The organism is Pseudomonas sp. EB271-G4-1 (assembly GCF_058791355.1).
In genome coordinates, this window is record NZ_JBYTEO010000040.1 from 1 (window position 1) to 13,288 (window position 13,288).

The 13,288-nt window shown below is 58.9% G+C and carries 17 protein-coding genes; 9 read left to right on the forward strand and 8 right to left on the reverse strand.

The window, feature by feature from the left end; translation table 11 throughout:
* The first annotated feature begins 238 nt into the window (after positions 1 to 238).
* Complete coding sequence (locus AC3WWR_RS19655) at positions 239 to 1,210, forward strand: L,D-transpeptidase family protein (RefSeq protein ID WP_020800381.1); 972 nt, start codon at positions 239 to 241, stop codon at positions 1,208 to 1,210.
* 124 nt (positions 1,211 to 1,334) lie between these two features.
* On the opposite strand, the gene oprI is transcribed toward AC3WWR_RS19655, so the two are convergent.
* Positions 1,335 to 1,586: an outer membrane lipoprotei OprI gene (gene oprI, locus AC3WWR_RS19660; protein WP_003183784.1), complete on the reverse strand. Its 252-nt coding sequence runs from the start codon at positions 1,584 to 1,586 to the stop codon at positions 1,335 to 1,337.
* A 640-nt stretch (positions 1,587 to 2,226) separates the two neighbouring features.
* Here oprI and AC3WWR_RS19665 point away from each other — a divergent pair.
* Entirely contained in the window at positions 2,227 to 2,514 is a 288-nt protein-coding gene (locus tag AC3WWR_RS19665) for a GNAT family N-acetyltransferase (RefSeq protein WP_020800382.1), read from the forward strand.
* A 72-nt stretch (positions 2,515 to 2,586) separates the two neighbouring features.
* Here AC3WWR_RS19665 and AC3WWR_RS19670 read toward each other — a convergent pair whose 3' ends face one another.
* Complete coding sequence (locus AC3WWR_RS19670; RefSeq protein WP_020800383.1) at positions 2,587 to 3,663, reverse strand: 3-deoxy-7-phosphoheptulonate synthase; 1,077 nt, start codon at positions 3,661 to 3,663, stop codon at positions 2,587 to 2,589.
* Positions 3,664 to 3,790: 127 nt separating this feature from the next.
* Positions 3,791 to 4,234, reverse strand: a complete 444-nt coding sequence (locus tag AC3WWR_RS19675; RefSeq protein WP_020800384.1) for a PilZ domain-containing protein — start codon at positions 4,232 to 4,234, stop codon at positions 3,791 to 3,793.
* Here AC3WWR_RS19675 and AC3WWR_RS19680 point away from each other — a divergent pair.
* The 5 genes from AC3WWR_RS19680 (at position 4,233) to cysB (ending at position 8,188) form a co-directional block, all read left to right on the forward strand.
* The gene (locus tag AC3WWR_RS19680) at positions 4,233 to 4,619 is read left to right on the forward strand and encodes a thioredoxin family protein (protein ID WP_033041854.1); all 387 of its coding nucleotides are present in this window, start codon (positions 4,233 to 4,235) and stop codon (positions 4,617 to 4,619) included. The two genes, AC3WWR_RS19675 and AC3WWR_RS19680, sit on opposite strands and share 2 nt — an antisense overlap.
* On the forward strand, positions 4,616 to 5,572 hold the full coding sequence (locus AC3WWR_RS19685; protein ID WP_020800386.1) for a putative 2-dehydropantoate 2-reductase: 957 nt from the start codon (positions 4,616 to 4,618) through the stop codon (positions 5,570 to 5,572). Before AC3WWR_RS19680 ends, AC3WWR_RS19685 begins: the two co-directional genes overlap by 4 nt.
* 25 nt (positions 5,573 to 5,597) lie before the next feature.
* On the forward strand, positions 5,598 to 6,503 hold the full coding sequence (locus AC3WWR_RS19690; protein WP_020800387.1) for a 5'-nucleotidase: 906 nt from the start codon (positions 5,598 to 5,600) through the stop codon (positions 6,501 to 6,503).
* 94 nt (positions 6,504 to 6,597) lie between these two features.
* Positions 6,598 to 7,101 carry a universal stress protein gene (locus AC3WWR_RS19695; RefSeq protein ID WP_020800388.1) on the forward strand — a complete coding sequence of 168 codons (504 nt, stop codon included), beginning with the start codon at positions 6,598 to 6,600 and terminating at the stop codon, positions 7,099 to 7,101.
* 112 nt (positions 7,102 to 7,213) lie between these two features.
* The gene (gene cysB, locus AC3WWR_RS19700) at positions 7,214 to 8,188 is read left to right on the forward strand and encodes an HTH-type transcriptional regulator CysB (protein ID WP_008057010.1); all 975 of its coding nucleotides are present in this window, start codon (positions 7,214 to 7,216) and stop codon (positions 8,186 to 8,188) included.
* 33 nt (positions 8,189 to 8,221) lie between these two features.
* On the opposite strand, the gene AC3WWR_RS19705 is transcribed toward cysB, so the two are convergent.
* Together AC3WWR_RS19705 and AC3WWR_RS19710 are read right to left on the reverse strand one after the other, a co-directional pair.
* Complete coding sequence (locus AC3WWR_RS19705) at positions 8,222 to 8,704, reverse strand: GreA/GreB family elongation factor (RefSeq protein ID WP_033041855.1); 483 nt, start codon at positions 8,702 to 8,704, stop codon at positions 8,222 to 8,224.
* A gap of 2 nt (positions 8,705 to 8,706) precedes the next feature.
* Positions 8,707 to 9,117 carry a hypothetical protein gene (locus tag AC3WWR_RS19710; RefSeq protein ID WP_033041856.1) on the reverse strand — a complete coding sequence of 137 codons (411 nt, stop codon included), beginning with the start codon at positions 9,115 to 9,117 and terminating at the stop codon, positions 8,707 to 8,709.
* Positions 9,118 to 9,241: 124 nt separating this feature from the next.
* On the opposite strand from AC3WWR_RS19710, the gene earP reads away from it, so the two are divergent.
* A complete protein-coding gene (gene earP / locus AC3WWR_RS19715) occupies positions 9,242 to 10,384 on the forward strand; it encodes an elongation factor P maturation arginine rhamnosyltransferase EarP (protein ID WP_033041857.1) in 1,143 nt (380 codons plus the stop codon).
* A gap of 48 nt (positions 10,385 to 10,432) precedes the next feature.
* Positions 10,433 to 11,002 carry an elongation factor P gene (gene efp, locus AC3WWR_RS19720; RefSeq protein ID WP_008057003.1) on the forward strand — a complete coding sequence of 190 codons (570 nt, stop codon included), beginning with the start codon at positions 10,433 to 10,435 and terminating at the stop codon, positions 11,000 to 11,002.
* Between the two features lie 77 nt (positions 11,003 to 11,079).
* On the opposite strand, the gene AC3WWR_RS19725 is transcribed toward efp, so the two are convergent.
* The 3 genes from AC3WWR_RS19725 to AC3WWR_RS19735 all read right to left on the reverse strand — a co-directional run bounded on the left by AC3WWR_RS19725 (position 11,080) and on the right by AC3WWR_RS19735 (position 13,278).
* The gene (locus tag AC3WWR_RS19725; RefSeq protein ID WP_020800392.1) at positions 11,080 to 12,090 is read right to left on the reverse strand and encodes an alpha/beta hydrolase; all 1,011 of its coding nucleotides are present in this window, start codon (positions 12,088 to 12,090) and stop codon (positions 11,080 to 11,082) included.
* 36 nt (positions 12,091 to 12,126) lie between these two features.
* Positions 12,127 to 12,546, reverse strand: a complete 420-nt coding sequence (locus AC3WWR_RS19730) for an organic hydroperoxide resistance protein (protein WP_033041858.1) — start codon at positions 12,544 to 12,546, stop codon at positions 12,127 to 12,129.
* A gap of 270 nt (positions 12,547 to 12,816) precedes the next feature.
* Positions 12,817 to 13,278, reverse strand: coding sequence for a MarR family winged helix-turn-helix transcriptional regulator (locus tag AC3WWR_RS19735; RefSeq protein ID WP_020800394.1), 462 nt, complete (start codon positions 13,276 to 13,278; stop codon positions 12,817 to 12,819).
* Positions 13,279 to 13,288: the final 10 nt, after the last annotated feature.

Sequence of the window (13,288 nt, forward strand, 5' to 3'; positions counted from 1 at the left end):
GGGGCAAGAGCCCTTGGTTACTTGGGGCTTTTCCAAGTGACTCGCTGTAAAAGCGAAACCCTAAGTGGCCGTTACCGGAGGAATGGATATGTACTCCGTTAACAAACAATAGGTCGAATGGCAGGCGACACGAAATGCCTTGCATCGCCTACACCCCCCGCAACCTCCCCGAAATAACGGCCAGCGGTGTACAATCGCGTTCTTATACCCTATGTCGATCATGCAAAGGATTTTCCGGATGTTGCCGCGCTTTCCCGCCGTCACCCGCTGCCTGACACTTGCCGCCCTCTGTGTAGCGGGTCCCGTCGCAGCATTGGAGCTACCCCTGCCACCGCCTGGTGAAGACATCGTTGGTCAGGTACAGGTGATCAAGGCCAAGTACGAAGATACCTTCGCCGACCTGGGCACGACCTACGACCTGGGTTATTCGGAAATGGTGGCCGCTAACCCTGGCGTCGATCCATGGTTGCCTGGTGCCGGCACTGAAATCGTGCTTCCAACCCGCTTCATCCTGCCACCAGGACCACGTGAAGGTATTGTGATCAACCTGGCCGAGTACCGCCTCTACTACTTCCCGAAAGGCCGGAACGTGGTGTACACCTACCCGCTGGGTATCGGTCGTGAAGGTTGGGGCTCGCCGATTGCCCACACCAGCATCACCGCCAAGACGCCGAACCCTACCTGGACGCCTCCAGCATCGATCAAGGCCGAACATGCCGCCGATGGTGATCCGCTGCCCAACGTGGTGCCGGCCGGCCCTGACAACCCGCTGGGGCCGTTCAAGTTCACCCTGGGGACTCCGGGCTACCTGATCCACGGCTCGAACAAGAAGTTCGGCATCGGCATGCGCACCAGCCATGGCTGCTTCCGCATGTTCAACAATAACGTGCTGGAAATGGCAGGCATGGTGCCGGTTGGAACGTCGGTGCGGATCATCAACGACTCCTACAAGTTTGGCGTGAGTGGCGGCAAGGTCTACCTGGAAGCGCACACGCCGCTGGATGACAAGGGCAACCCGTCGGTGGTCGACAAGCACACTGCGGTGATCAACGCGATGCTCAAGCGTGAAGACATCACCAATAACCTGCGTATGAACTGGGATGTGGTACGTGATGTAGTGGCTGCCGAAGATGGCCTGCCGGTGGAAATCGGCGTGCCGAACACTACCGCGGCCATGGTGACGAGTGCGCCGATCGACCCGCTGCAGTAATGCCTGAAAAAAACCCGCCGACGCAGGCCGCGTCGGCGGGTTTTTTATTGGCTGCAGGAAACAGCAGGCAATAAAAAAGCCGACCCAAAAAATGGGTCGGCTTGATAATAATCCCGAAGGACTATTACTTGCGGCTAGCTTTTTCCAGCATGCGCAGAGCACGCTCGTTAGCTTCGTCAGCAGTCTGTTGTGCTTTTTGAGCAGCAGCCAGAGCTTCATCAGCTTTACGGTAAGCTTCGTCTGCACGAGCTTGGGAGCGAGCTGCTGCGTCTTCAGTAGCGGTCAGACGTGCTTCGGTTTCTTTCGATGCGCTGCTGCAACCGGTAGCCAGAACTGCGGCCAGGGCCAGAGCAGAGAATTTCAGAACGTTGTTCATCGTGTTCCCCTTCAAGGACTTTCTATTAAGTGGCTGTCTCCTCCGAGTGAGGAAATAGCCGGCGTACATACTACCCATTACTTGTCGTAAGTAAACTGACGTGAAGCAAGAAGCAAAAAAAATTGTAGGCGTTGATTCTTTTTCGAGCAACTTTTAACTGCGTTGTATAAAAAATATCCAGCTGCAAGGCCCGAGATGAGCGAGCCGCCAAGGAAAAGTTCCCCAGGCTCAAAGCTCTTTTTCCGGTCTTGGCTAAAGTCCTTCTAGATGCATTCGTCTACACTTTTGTTCGGAAATTGCGCAGTGTCCCTCATATCTTTCTCGATGTTCAGGTGACTTTAACGAGGGGCGCTCGTCTTATGTCTCAACATCCGGCAATGTTCAGGCTACCGATCGCTGCAAGACCTTTCGGTCGAGCTGTTTCCTGCGTTATCCACAGCAGCACCTGCCAACCAGCATGATGACGAGCGAACCTTGAGCATTTCTGCCAATGGTGCCTACTATTTGTACGTGCTCGGTTGCGCGAGATCGGTGTAGCTCTTCTCGGTGTCGATTCAGGCACGGGGTGGCGTAGTTGTTCCTTCGCCGGAAAAACATCGGTAAGGTAGGGGTCAGAATTCCAGACCCGCGAGGAGTAGTGATGAGCGAGGCGTTGTCCATCCACCATGACCAGGCTGGTCATCAATTCGAGACCAATGTGGACGGTCATCGTGCCTACCTGACCTATATGGATCTGGGGAAACAGACCCTGGATATCTATCGCACATTTGTGCCCAATGCATTGCGCGGTCGCGGCATCGCCGCGGCCCTGACCGAACAGGCGCTGCAGTACGCCGAGGAAATGGGCTATACCGTCATTCCCTCGTGCTCCTATGTCGAGCGCTACATGGAGCGTCACCAGCGCCATGCTGCCAAGCTGAGCCAGTGACCCTCGAGAAAATCGCTGCATAAAAAAACGCCGGGCTCAGCCCGGCGTTTTTTTGTCTGCGGCAAGCGCCAATCAGGTGCGTTGGCGTTTTGGCAGTACTTCCTTGAGCTTGGCATGCATGCTGCGCAAGGTGTTTTCGGTAGCAGTCCAGTCGATGCAGGCATCGGTGATCGACACGCCGTATTGCAGGTCGGCGAGGTCTTTCGGGATGGCCTGGCAACCCCAATTCAGGTGGCTTTCGACCATCAGGCCGATGATCGACTGATTGCCTTCGAGGATCTGGTTGGCGACGTTTTCCATCACCAGCGGTTGCAGGGCCGGGTCCTTGTTGGAGTTGGCGTGGCTGCAATCGACCATGATGTTGGGCTTGATCTTCGCTTTGTTCAGCGCTTGTTCGCACAGGGCTACGCTGACCGAGTCGTAGTTCGGCTTACCGTTGCCGCCGCGCAGTACGACGTGACCGTAGGCATTGCCCTTGGTGGTAACGATCGACACGCCACCTTCCTGGTTGATGCCCAGGAAGCGGTGCGGGCTGGAAACCGATTGCAGGGCGTTGATCGCAACGGTCAGGCCGCCATCCGTACCGTTCTTGAAGCCGACGGCCGAGGACAGGCCGGAGGCCATTTCACGGTGAGTCTGGGATTCGGTAGTACGCGCGCCGATGGCCGACCAACTGATCAAATCCTGCAGGTATTGCGGGGAGATCGGATCGAGTGCCTCGGTAGCGGTTGGCAGGCCCATTTCGGCCAGGTCCAGCAACAGCTGGCGACCAATATGTAGGCCGTCCTGGATCTTGAACGAGTCGTCCAGGTAGGGGTCGTTGATCAAGCCTTTCCAGCCAACGGTGGTGCGTGGCTTCTCGAAATACACACGCATGACCAGATACAAGGTATCGGACACTTCCGCCGCGAGAACCTTCAGGCGCTCGGCGTACTCGTGGGCCGCCTTGATGTCGTGGATCGAGCAAGGCCCGATGACCACGAACAGGCGATGGTCGGTACCATCGAGAATGTTGCGAATGACTTCGCGGCCCTTGGTGACGGTGCGCAGGGCGGCATCGCTCAGGGGGATATCACGCTTGAGCTGGTCAGGAGTGATCAGCGTCTCGTTGGAAGCGACGTTTAGGTCGTTGATCGGTAAATCAGCCATCGTTTACTCGTCAGGTCACGGGTGCCGGCCGCCAGCGAACCCGCGCGGCGGAGCACAGCAAATTAAGCGCGTCGGGGAGCAGAACCTTAGCGCGTTACACCGTGGCTAGACAATGGGCTGGCCCGGTTTAATCCAGCACGGCCTGTGCAAATGCCTGGTGAACCTTGTCGTGGGAGAACTCGTCGGCATGCTGCTGGACCCACTCCAGGGCCAGGGCCTGGATTTCCTGCAGGTCGTTGTGGGCGTCATGCTGGCGGCAGTAACGCTCGATCTGGCACACCTGCTCGCCCATTCTTGCGCTGAAAAGTGTCTGTTCGTCGACGAAGGCAATACCCACCAGGTAGCCTCGCTTTCGTCGCAGGCACCAGGCCACATAGCCCAGAAAGCGCAGGTCCGGGTTCAGGGTCGGCATGCGTACCTCCAGCGCGGTGCCATGGCGCCAGGCGCGGTGATAATTGCAAGCCATGCCCCCGAGGCTGATAGTGTGCAGCTGTTGCCTGGAGATGCACTCAGGTTTGAGCAACGTCAACTCGACAGGTATATCGTCAGGATGAGGAAGAAAACGTCCCATGAGCACGGACTCCATGTGTCGGCCATCTGACATTGTTCCACCCAGTATAGTGGTCGAATTGGAACTGACCGATTTCGACGCCGACCAACGGCTGCTGGCAATGAGCGGCGTATCGCTGGTGATTTTCACCAGTGTCGGCTGCGCCTCCTGTCGTTTTGCCCGTGAGCAGCTGCCTGCGCTCGACCTGGACGTCGATCGCCTGTGCTGGATCGATGCCGGCAACAATGGCGGGGTGGTCGAGCGATATCAGGTCTTTCACTTGCCGGCGCTGTTTGTGGTACGCGACGGCGAATTCTTCGGGGCACTAAAATCGCGCCTGACCGGCGCCGAGCTCAACGCCGCTCTGGGGCAGGCGCTGGGTCGAACAGCAGAGGAGTTGCCATGACGGGTGCAGTTGCGAAACCGACAATCGGAATTATCGGGACCGGGGCCATCGGCGGGTTCTACGGGATGATGCTGGCGCAGGCCGGCTACGATGTGCATTTTCTGTTGCGCAGCGAGTTTCGTGCGGTGGCCGAGCGCGGGCTGCAACTGCACAGCGCTGTACATGGAGCGCTGACGCTGAATCCGGTGCAGGCCTACTCGGCGGCCGAAGACATGCCACCTTGCGACTGGTTGCTGGTTGGCGCAAAAACCACCAGTAATCGCGATCTCGCGCCCGCCATCGTGCAAGCCGCTGCACCGAATGCCAGGGTGCTGCTGTTGCAAAATGGCCTGGATGTCGAAGACAGCCTGCGTGAACTGCTGCCCGATGCGCTGCATGTGCTGGGCGGGCTCTGCTATATCTGCGTCCATCGCCAGGGCCCCGGTGTCATCACTCATCAGGCGCTGGGGGCGGTACATGTCGGCTATCACAGCGGGCCGGCGTCCGATGATCCATCGCGTGCCGCGATTGTCGAGGAGGGGGCCGGGTTGTTTCGTGCGGCTGGTATCGACGCCCAGGCCATGGCTAACCTGCACCAGGCGCGCTGGCAGAAACTGGTCTGGAATATTCCGTACAACGGCCTGTCCGTGCTGCTCGGGGCGAGTACCACGCCGCTCATGGCCGACGCCGACAGCCGTGAGCTGATCACCTCGCTGATGGCCGAAGTGATCCAGGGCGCAACCGCCTGCGGTCACGAAGTGCCCGCCGGTTATGCCGAGCAGCTTTTGCAGGTGACGCAGAGAATGCCGGACTACTGGCCGAGCATGTACCACGATTTTTTGCACAAGCGTCCGCTGGAACTGGAGGCCATCTACGCTCGGCCTCTGGCCGCGGCGAAGGCCGTCGGCTGTGAATTGCCACGGATCGAGGCGATGTATCGCAGTTTGAGTTTCATCGATCGACGTAATACTTGAGTCGATCAACCGGAGGGGGAAGGGGATGCCAAAGTCCATAGACGACAAGTTGGTGCTGGCGATTTCTTCGCGAGCGTTGTTCGACCTGAGTGAAAGCCACAAGGTCTATCTGTCGAGTGGTGTCGAGGCCTACCGGCAATATCAGATTGAACACGAAGAAGAAATACTCGAGCCCGGTGACGCCTTCCCGCTGGTGCAAAAACTCCTGAACCTCAATGCCCACCTCGGCCGGGCACGGGTCGAGGTGATTTTGGTCTCGCGCAACAGCGCCGACACCGGACTACGCGTGTTCAACTCGATCCATCACTATGGACTGGCGATTTCCCGTGCGGCGTTTGTCGGAGGACGCAGTCCGTATCCCTACCTCAAGGCCTTTGGCTGCGATCTGTTTCTTTCAACCCACGCCGAAGACGTACGCAGTGCGCTGGACGCCGGATTCGCCGCGGCGACCATTCTGTCCGGCGGCGCCAGCCGTGCAGCCAGCGATGAACTGCGCATTGCCTTCGACGGTGATGCCGTACTGTTTTCCGACGAATCCGAACGCGTCTATCAGGCCGGTGGGCTGGAAGCGTTTCAGGCCAGCGAGCGCGAAGCGGCCCGCGAGCCTCTGCGCGGTGGGCCGTTCAAGGGCTTCCTCGCTGCCCTCAATCTGTTGCAGCGCGAGTTCCCGGATGACGCTTGTCCGATTCGCACGGCACTGGTCACGGCACGCTCGGCGCCGGCCCATGAGCGAGTGATCCGTACGTTGCGGGAGTGGGATATTCGCCTGGATGAATCGCTGTTTCTCGGCGGCCTGACCAAGTCGGCCTTTCTCGAAGCCTTTGCCGCCGATGTGTTTTTCGACGATCAGGCCGGTCACTGCGAGTTGGCTCGCGAAGTGGTTGCTACCGGCCATGTGCCGCATGGCATAAGCAACGAGCAAAAGGTTTAAGCCCGCCGTTCAACGTGTTACGCCAGATGTCGCTCTCGCCAAGGCACTGCTAAGCTGAATCAATCTCCGCCATGTCGGCACGCGAGGAGGTCATATGATTCGTTCGATGCTGTATGCCACTGACCTCGGGCTGTACGCACCCGTGGTGATGCAGCATGCCCTGGAATTGGCCCGAACATTCGATGCCGACCTGTACGTGGTGCACGCCGTCGAGCCCATGGGGCTGTTTGCCGAATCGGTGCTGCAGAGTTATCTCGATGAGCAGGCATTGAACGAATTTCACAGTCAGGGTCTTAACACGGTGATTGCCAGCATCGAGCAGCGGGTGCTCGACAATTTTCGCGAAGAGTTGGGTGACGAGGGGGAGCAGGATCTTTTGCGGATCAAGGCGGTACGGGTGCTGCAGGGTGATCCATCGCAGGTGATTCTCGACCAGGCGCAGAAACTCTCGGTGGATTTGCTCATCGTAGGGAGCCACAGTCACGGTGCTGGTGCTGAAACGCCTTTGGGCCGGACCGCAGCGCGTGTGTTGCAACTGGCCAAGGTACCGGTCTACCTGGTGCCGCTGGTGCAGCGTCGTCGCCAAGGGGATCGCTAGAACACGAATAATGGCGTTTTGACAAAAAGTTCTAGATTTATTCTTCAAACCATTAATATAGTTATATACCGTCGCTGATGCCCGTGGCGTCTACCTGCTTTGAGGGATTCATATGAAGCTCCAACAATTGCGCTACATCTGGGAAGTGGCGCACCACGACCTCAACGTTTCCGCTACCGCCCAAAGTCTCTACACCTCTCAGCCGGGCATCAGCAAGCAGATCCGTTTGCTGGAAGACGAATTGGGCGTCGAAGTGTTCGCCCGCAGCGGCAAGCACCTGACGCGCGTTACTCCGGCCGGTGAGCGCATTATCACCACCGCTGGCGAGATCCTGCGCAAGGTCGAAAGCATCAAGCAGATCGCCCAGGAATTCTCCAACGAGAAAAAAGGCACCCTGTCGATCGCCACCACCCACACCCAGGCGCGCTACGCGTTGCCGCCGGTGATCAGCAATTTCATCAAGCAGTATCCGGACGTTGCCCTGCACATGCACCAGGGCTCGCCGATGCAGATCGCCGAGATGGCCGCTGATGGCACCGTGGATTTCGCCATTGCCACCGAAGCCCTCGAGCTGTTTGGCGACCTGGTGATGATGCCTTGCTATCGCTGGAATCGCTGTGTGGTCGTGCCCCAGGGGCATCCGTTGACCAAACTCTCGAAGTTGACTCTCGAAGCCCTGGCCGAATACCCGATCGTGACCTATGTGTTCGGTTTCACCGGCCGTTCCAAGCTCGACGAAGCCTTCAGCCACCGTGGCCTGACGCCCAAGGTGGTGTTCACCGCCGCGGACGCCGACGTGATCAAGACCTACGTGCGCCTGGGCCTGGGTGTGGGCATCGTGGCGAAAATGGCGGTCGATACCAAGCTCGACAACGACCTGGTGGTGCTCGATGCCAGCGAGTTGTTCGAATCCAGCGTGACCAAGATCGGTTTCCGTCGCGGCACCTTCCTGCGCGGTTTCATGTGTGACTTCATCGAGAAGTTCGCCCCGCACCTGACTCGCGAAGTCATGGCCAAGGCCATCCAGTGCCACAACAAACAGGAGCTGGAAGAGCTGTTCGACGGCGTCGAACTGCCGGTTCACTGATAGAGCGGCCCGCCGCGTTGGCGGGGCAGCCGGTCAAACCACCTCGGTGACAGCAAACTGTTGCCGAGCGCCCGCCACCAGGATCTCCACCTCGTCGCCTGCGAGCTTGCCCAGCAGGCTTTTGCCCAGCGGTGAGCGCGGGGTGATGACGGTAATCAGTTGCCCCACCAGGTCAACCTTCAGGCCCGCCGCATCCGGCGCCAGGAACAACCATTGCTCGCGGCCCTTTTCGTCCTCCAGGCCGAGCAGCGCACCTATCTCGATACCCCGTTGCTCGTCATACGCACGCAATGCCAGGTTCTGGCAAAGCACCAGTGACTGGCGAATCTCCTCGACCCGCCTGGCTTGGCCTGCAGCCAGGTAAGACGCCTCCAGGCCCAGGGTGTCGTACTTGTTTTCAGCGATGTTTTCTTCGTGGGTCGCGGTTTCGTAGGCGGTTTGCGCCGCGCGCTCGGCAATGTCGAGATCGACCCGCAATTTGTCGAGAATCAGTTGGTGGACAGTGTGCTTATTCATGATCAATCGCAGAATTGCAGGACGTTGGCGCGGCTTTTTTCGCTCGGTGCCGTCTGATCCTGTTGTAACCAGAATTGGCAGCGGGGGTTCGACAGGTTGCGGTTGCTGCCGCGCGCCTGGTCGAGTCGTTGCGCCTGCTCGTTCTTGCGCAGGTTTTCTTCATACTGCTCGAACAACGGGCTCTGTGCGGGATTGTCCGGCACCGGGCGTGCCACCACTGGCGGCTTGGCCAGTTGTTCCACCGCGGCTGCGACCGGCGCCAGTTGTTCGCTGAAAAACAGCCGGGACACCAGCCAGCCGGTCAACGCGATGGCGATGAAACCCAGCCACAGGCCCAGGGCGATGCTGCCGGTCAGTTGCAGGACGCTGAGGTGAATCGCAATGGGTCGGCGCGGAGTAGGGCGGTAGGGCATGGTTGCCTCCTGGCGAAGGGTCGCGGGCGATTGCCGATTGTCGCACGAAGATTAATCAGCGTCGGCTCTTCTGCACGGGCTGATTTATGCGGACAATTGGCACCTTTGCCAACGGGAGCCTGGAATGCCTGATATGAAAACCCGCTGGGATATTTTTTGCACCGTGGTCGACAATTTTGGCGACATCGGCGTGACGTGGCGGCTGTCCCGGCAACTGGTGGCCGAGCACGGGGTGGAGGTGCGTTTGTGGGTCGATGATCTGCGTGCCTTCGAGCGCCTGTGTCCGCAGATCGACATTCACGCTGGTCGGCAATGGCACCAGGGTGTCGAGGTATGTCAATGGTCGGCCGACTGGCAACCGGTAGAAGCGGCCGATGTGGTGATCGCCGCGTTTGCCTGCCAGTTGCCAGGCGCCTACATGGACGCCATGGCGCAGCGGGACAAAACGCCGCTGTGGATGAACCTCGATTACCTGAGCGCCGAGGACTGGGTGATCGGCTGCCACGGCTTGCCGTCGGTAAAATACAAACACGTCCAGAAGCACTTTTTCTTCCCCGGGTTCCACAAAGGTACGGGCGGCCTGCTGCGTGAAAGCGGATTGCTCGAGCGGCGCCGGCAATTCCAGCAGAGTCCCGAGGCTCAGCAAACCTTCCTGCAAGGCCTGGGAGTCGACCGCGCGCCCGGTGCGCTACTGATTTCACTGTTTGCCTATGAAAATTCCGGGTTGGCCAGCTGGCTGGACACCTTGGCGAGCGACTCGATGCCCACTCATCTGTTGGTGCCGCAAGGGCGTATCCTGGGTGACGTCGAGCGTTGGCTGGGCGTGCAGGACCTGCAGGCGGGGGCATTGCATGTGCGCGATGCCTTGACCGTGCAGGTACTGCCGTTCGTCCGACAGGACCAGTATGACCAGCTGCTCTGGTGCTGTGATTTCAACGCCGTACGCGGCGAAGATTCCTTTGTCCGCGCGCAATGGGCGGGACGGCCGATGTTGTGGCACATCTATCAGCAGGAGGAAGATGTTCATCTGGACAAGCTCGAAGCCTTCCTCTCTCTCTACACCAAAGACCTTTCGCCTGCGGCTGGCGAGGCGATCAGCGGTCTCTGGCGGGCCTGGAATGCCGGTGAGACAATGACCGACCACTGGCAATCAACCCGCAAACACTGGCCGCAGCTGCAAAATCACGCCGAGACGTGGTGTCTGGAACAGGCCTTGCACACCGATCTTGCCGCGGCGCTGGTACAGTTTTATGTAAATTGGATATGATACGCGGCCTAGATTTTTGTAAATCCCATCCAAATTCGGATATTCGCAATGAAAACTGGTAAAGAACTCAAACCCGGTACCGTGATCCGTATCGACAACGATCCTTGGCTGGTTCAGAAAGCTGAATTCACCAAGTCGGGCCGTAACAGCGCGATCATGAAGACCAAGCTGAAAAACCTGCTGACCGGCTACAAGACCGAAACCGTCTACAGCGCCGACGACAAGCTGGACGACGTGATCCTGGACCGTAAAGAAGCGACCCTGTCCTTCATCAGCGGTGACAGCTACACGTTCATGGACACTACCGACTACACCATGTACGAACTGAACGCCGAAGACATCGAGAGCGTTCTGCCGTTCATCGAAGAAGGCATGACCGACGTTTGCGAAGCCGTGTTCTTCGAAGGCCGCCTGGTTTCCGTAGAGCTGCCGACCACTATCGTGCGTCAGGTTGACTACACCGAAGGTTCCGCTCGCGGCGACACTTCCGGCAAGGTGATGAAGCCTGCCAAACTGAAGAACGGTACCGAGCTGTCGGTTGCTGACTTCATCGAAATCGGCGACATGATCGAGATCGATACCCGCGAAGGCGGTTCCTACAAAGGCCGTGCTAAATAAGCACTGCTTCAGGAATGAAAAAGCCCGACCATCGAGTCGGGCTTTTTTGTGCCTGTCGGAAACACACAGGGGGGGTGTTACTTCAGGTGTTGCTTGAGCTCTTGCGACGCCTGCAACATCGCCGAACGCACTGCCGGCACCTGGCTGACCACGTTGAGCAAACCATAGTCGTGGATCATGCCGTTGTAGCGTACCGAGGTCACCGCCACGCCGGCCTCGTCGAGTTTGCGGGCGTAGGCCTCGCCTTCATCGCGCAGTACGTCTGCTCCGGCGGTTTGCACCAACGCAGGTGGCAGGCCCTTGAGTTGCGCCGGGGTCGCCCGAAGCGGCGAAGCGTAGATCTCGTTACGCTGCTTGGGGTCGGTGGTGTAGTTGTCCCAGAACCACTTCATCATGTTGCGAGTCAGGAAGTGCCCTTCGGCATACTGGTTATAGGAACCGGTGTCGAAGTTGGCATCGGTCACCGGCCACAACAGGACCTGGAATTTGATTGCCGGTGTACCTTTGTCTTTTGCCATCAGCGCGACCACTGCCGCCATGTTGCCGCCAACACTGTTGCCGGCCACCGCCAGGCGTTTGCCATCGACGTTGATCTCCTTGCCGTGCTCGGCCACCCATTGGGTCGCGGCGTAAGCCTGGTTGATCGCCACCGGGTAGTGCGCTTCCGGTGACGGCGTGTAGTTGACGAAAACCGCTGCCGCCCCCGAGCCCGCCACCAGATCCCGAACCAGACGCTCGTGGGTGGGGAAGTCCCCCAGCACCCAGCCGCCGCCGTGGAAGAACATGAACACCGGCAGCTCACCCTTGACCCCGGCCGGCCGGACGATGGTCAGGTCCAGCGGTTGGCCATCGACCTGGATGGTCTTCTGGCTGACATCGGCTTTTGGCAACGTCAGCTTCACCCCGGATTGCGCGCCCACCAGCACGGCGCGAGCATCTTTGGGCGTCAGCTGTTCCATCGGTTTGCCAGTGCCGGCATTCAGCACATCGAGAAACGCCTGGGTGTTGTGTTCAACGTCGCCGGCGAATGCACTGTGGACAGACAGGGCGAGAAGGGTGCCGGTCAAGACTTTGCTGAAAGTGTTCATGTTCATTTCCTGTTCGGGCCTGAGTGGAAAGCGACGTTAGACAGTTACGTGCAGACGCACTTCGACGTTGCCGCGGGTGGCGTTGGAGTACGGGCAGACCTGGTGGGCAGCCTCGACCAATGTTTGTGCGTCGGCTTGTTCAAGGCCCGGCAAGCTGATGTGCAAGTCGATATCCAGGCCGAAACCGCCAGGGATCTGGCCGATGCCGACGTGGGCCGTGATCGACGCGTCATCCGGAATTTTGCGTTTGGTCTGGCTGGCGACGAATTTCAGCGCGCCAATGAAGCAGGCGGAGTAACCGGCGGCGAACAGTTGCTCAGGATTGGTCGCCGCCCCGCCAGCACCACCGAGTTCTTTCGGGGTGGCGAGCTTGACGTCGAGAACGTTGTCGCTGGAGATCGCACGACCGTCGCGGCCACCGGTGGATGTTGCGATGGCGGTGTAGAGAGTTTGCATGGTGAAAGCCTCGTTCGGGTTTGGTTGTTTGCGCTAAATGTTTGCGCGCTAAGTAAGTGCGAGATGAATGTATCGCGCTAATGTTTAGTGCGCAAGATATTTTTATGAAAAAATTCGGATCAGTTGAATTTTCACCGCAAACGCAAAACGACTGTGGGAGCGAGCCTGCTCGCGAAAGAGGGTGTGCCAGGCAACATCAATATCGCCTGACATGCCCTCTTCGCGAGCAGGCTCGCTCCCACAGGGGAGGATTTTCGGGAGGTTTGAAAATCAGAGGCTGTCTTGCAGATGCCGGCGCAGTTCCTGAAGTTCTGCCTGGAGTTTCTGCAAACGTTCCAGCGTCATGCCGCTGGCACCGAGGATGCATTGCGGAATGTCACGGGCCTTGTCGCGCAAGGCGCGGCCTTGTTCGGTGAGTTCGACGATCACCACGCGCTCGTCCTCACGGCTGCGGGTGCGGCTGAGCAGACCCTCGGCCTCCAGACGCTTGAGCAGTGGCGTGAGCGAGCCGGGATCGGTCAACAGGCGCGCACTGATTTCACCTACGGTCAAACCGTCCTTCTCCCACAGCACCATCATCGCCAGGTATTGCGGATAGGTCAGGCCCAGCGCCTGCAGCAAGGGCTTGTAGACCTTGGTCATCATCAGCGAAGTGGAATGCAGGGCGAAACAGGCCTGGTTGTCGAGCAGCAGGTCGTCGCAGTTGTCCGGGGTGTCGCGCTTGGTGGTCATTGGGAAACCT

Coding starts and splice junctions, on each gene's coding strand:
- AC3WWR_RS19655 (WP_020800381.1), top strand. CDS start 239: ATGTTGCCGCGCTTTCCCGCCGTCACCCGCTGCCTGACACTTGCCGCC.
- oprI (WP_003183784.1), bottom strand. CDS start 1,586: ATGAACAACGTTCTGAAATTCTCTGCTCTGGCCCTGGCCGCAGTTCTG.
- AC3WWR_RS19665 (WP_020800382.1), top strand. CDS start 2,227: ATGAGCGAGGCGTTGTCCATCCACCATGACCAGGCTGGTCATCAATTC.
- AC3WWR_RS19670 (WP_020800383.1), bottom strand. CDS start 3,663: ATGGCTGATTTACCGATCAACGACCTAAACGTCGCTTCCAACGAGACG.
- AC3WWR_RS19680 (WP_033041854.1), top strand. CDS start 4,233: ATGAGCACGGACTCCATGTGTCGGCCATCTGACATTGTTCCACCCAGT.
- AC3WWR_RS19675 (WP_020800384.1), bottom strand. CDS start 4,234: ATGGGACGTTTTCTTCCTCATCCTGACGATATACCTGTCGAGTTGACG.
- AC3WWR_RS19685 (WP_020800386.1), top strand. CDS start 4,616: ATGACGGGTGCAGTTGCGAAACCGACAATCGGAATTATCGGGACCGGG.
- AC3WWR_RS19690 (WP_020800387.1), top strand. CDS start 5,598: ATGCCAAAGTCCATAGACGACAAGTTGGTGCTGGCGATTTCTTCGCGA.
- AC3WWR_RS19695 (WP_020800388.1), top strand. CDS start 6,598: ATGATTCGTTCGATGCTGTATGCCACTGACCTCGGGCTGTACGCACCC.
- cysB (WP_008057010.1), top strand. CDS start 7,214: ATGAAGCTCCAACAATTGCGCTACATCTGGGAAGTGGCGCACCACGAC.
- AC3WWR_RS19705 (WP_033041855.1), bottom strand. CDS start 8,704: ATGAATAAGCACACTGTCCACCAACTGATTCTCGACAAATTGCGGGTC.
- AC3WWR_RS19710 (WP_033041856.1), bottom strand. CDS start 9,117: ATGCCCTACCGCCCTACTCCGCGCCGACCCATTGCGATTCACCTCAGC.
- earP (WP_033041857.1), top strand. CDS start 9,242: ATGCCTGATATGAAAACCCGCTGGGATATTTTTTGCACCGTGGTCGAC.
- efp (WP_008057003.1), top strand. CDS start 10,433: ATGAAAACTGGTAAAGAACTCAAACCCGGTACCGTGATCCGTATCGAC.
- AC3WWR_RS19725 (WP_020800392.1), bottom strand. CDS start 12,090: ATGAACACTTTCAGCAAAGTCTTGACCGGCACCCTTCTCGCCCTGTCT.
- AC3WWR_RS19730 (WP_033041858.1), bottom strand. CDS start 12,546: ATGCAAACTCTCTACACCGCCATCGCAACATCCACCGGTGGCCGCGAC.
- AC3WWR_RS19735 (WP_020800394.1), bottom strand. CDS start 13,278: ATGACCACCAAGCGCGACACCCCGGACAACTGCGACGACCTGCTGCTC.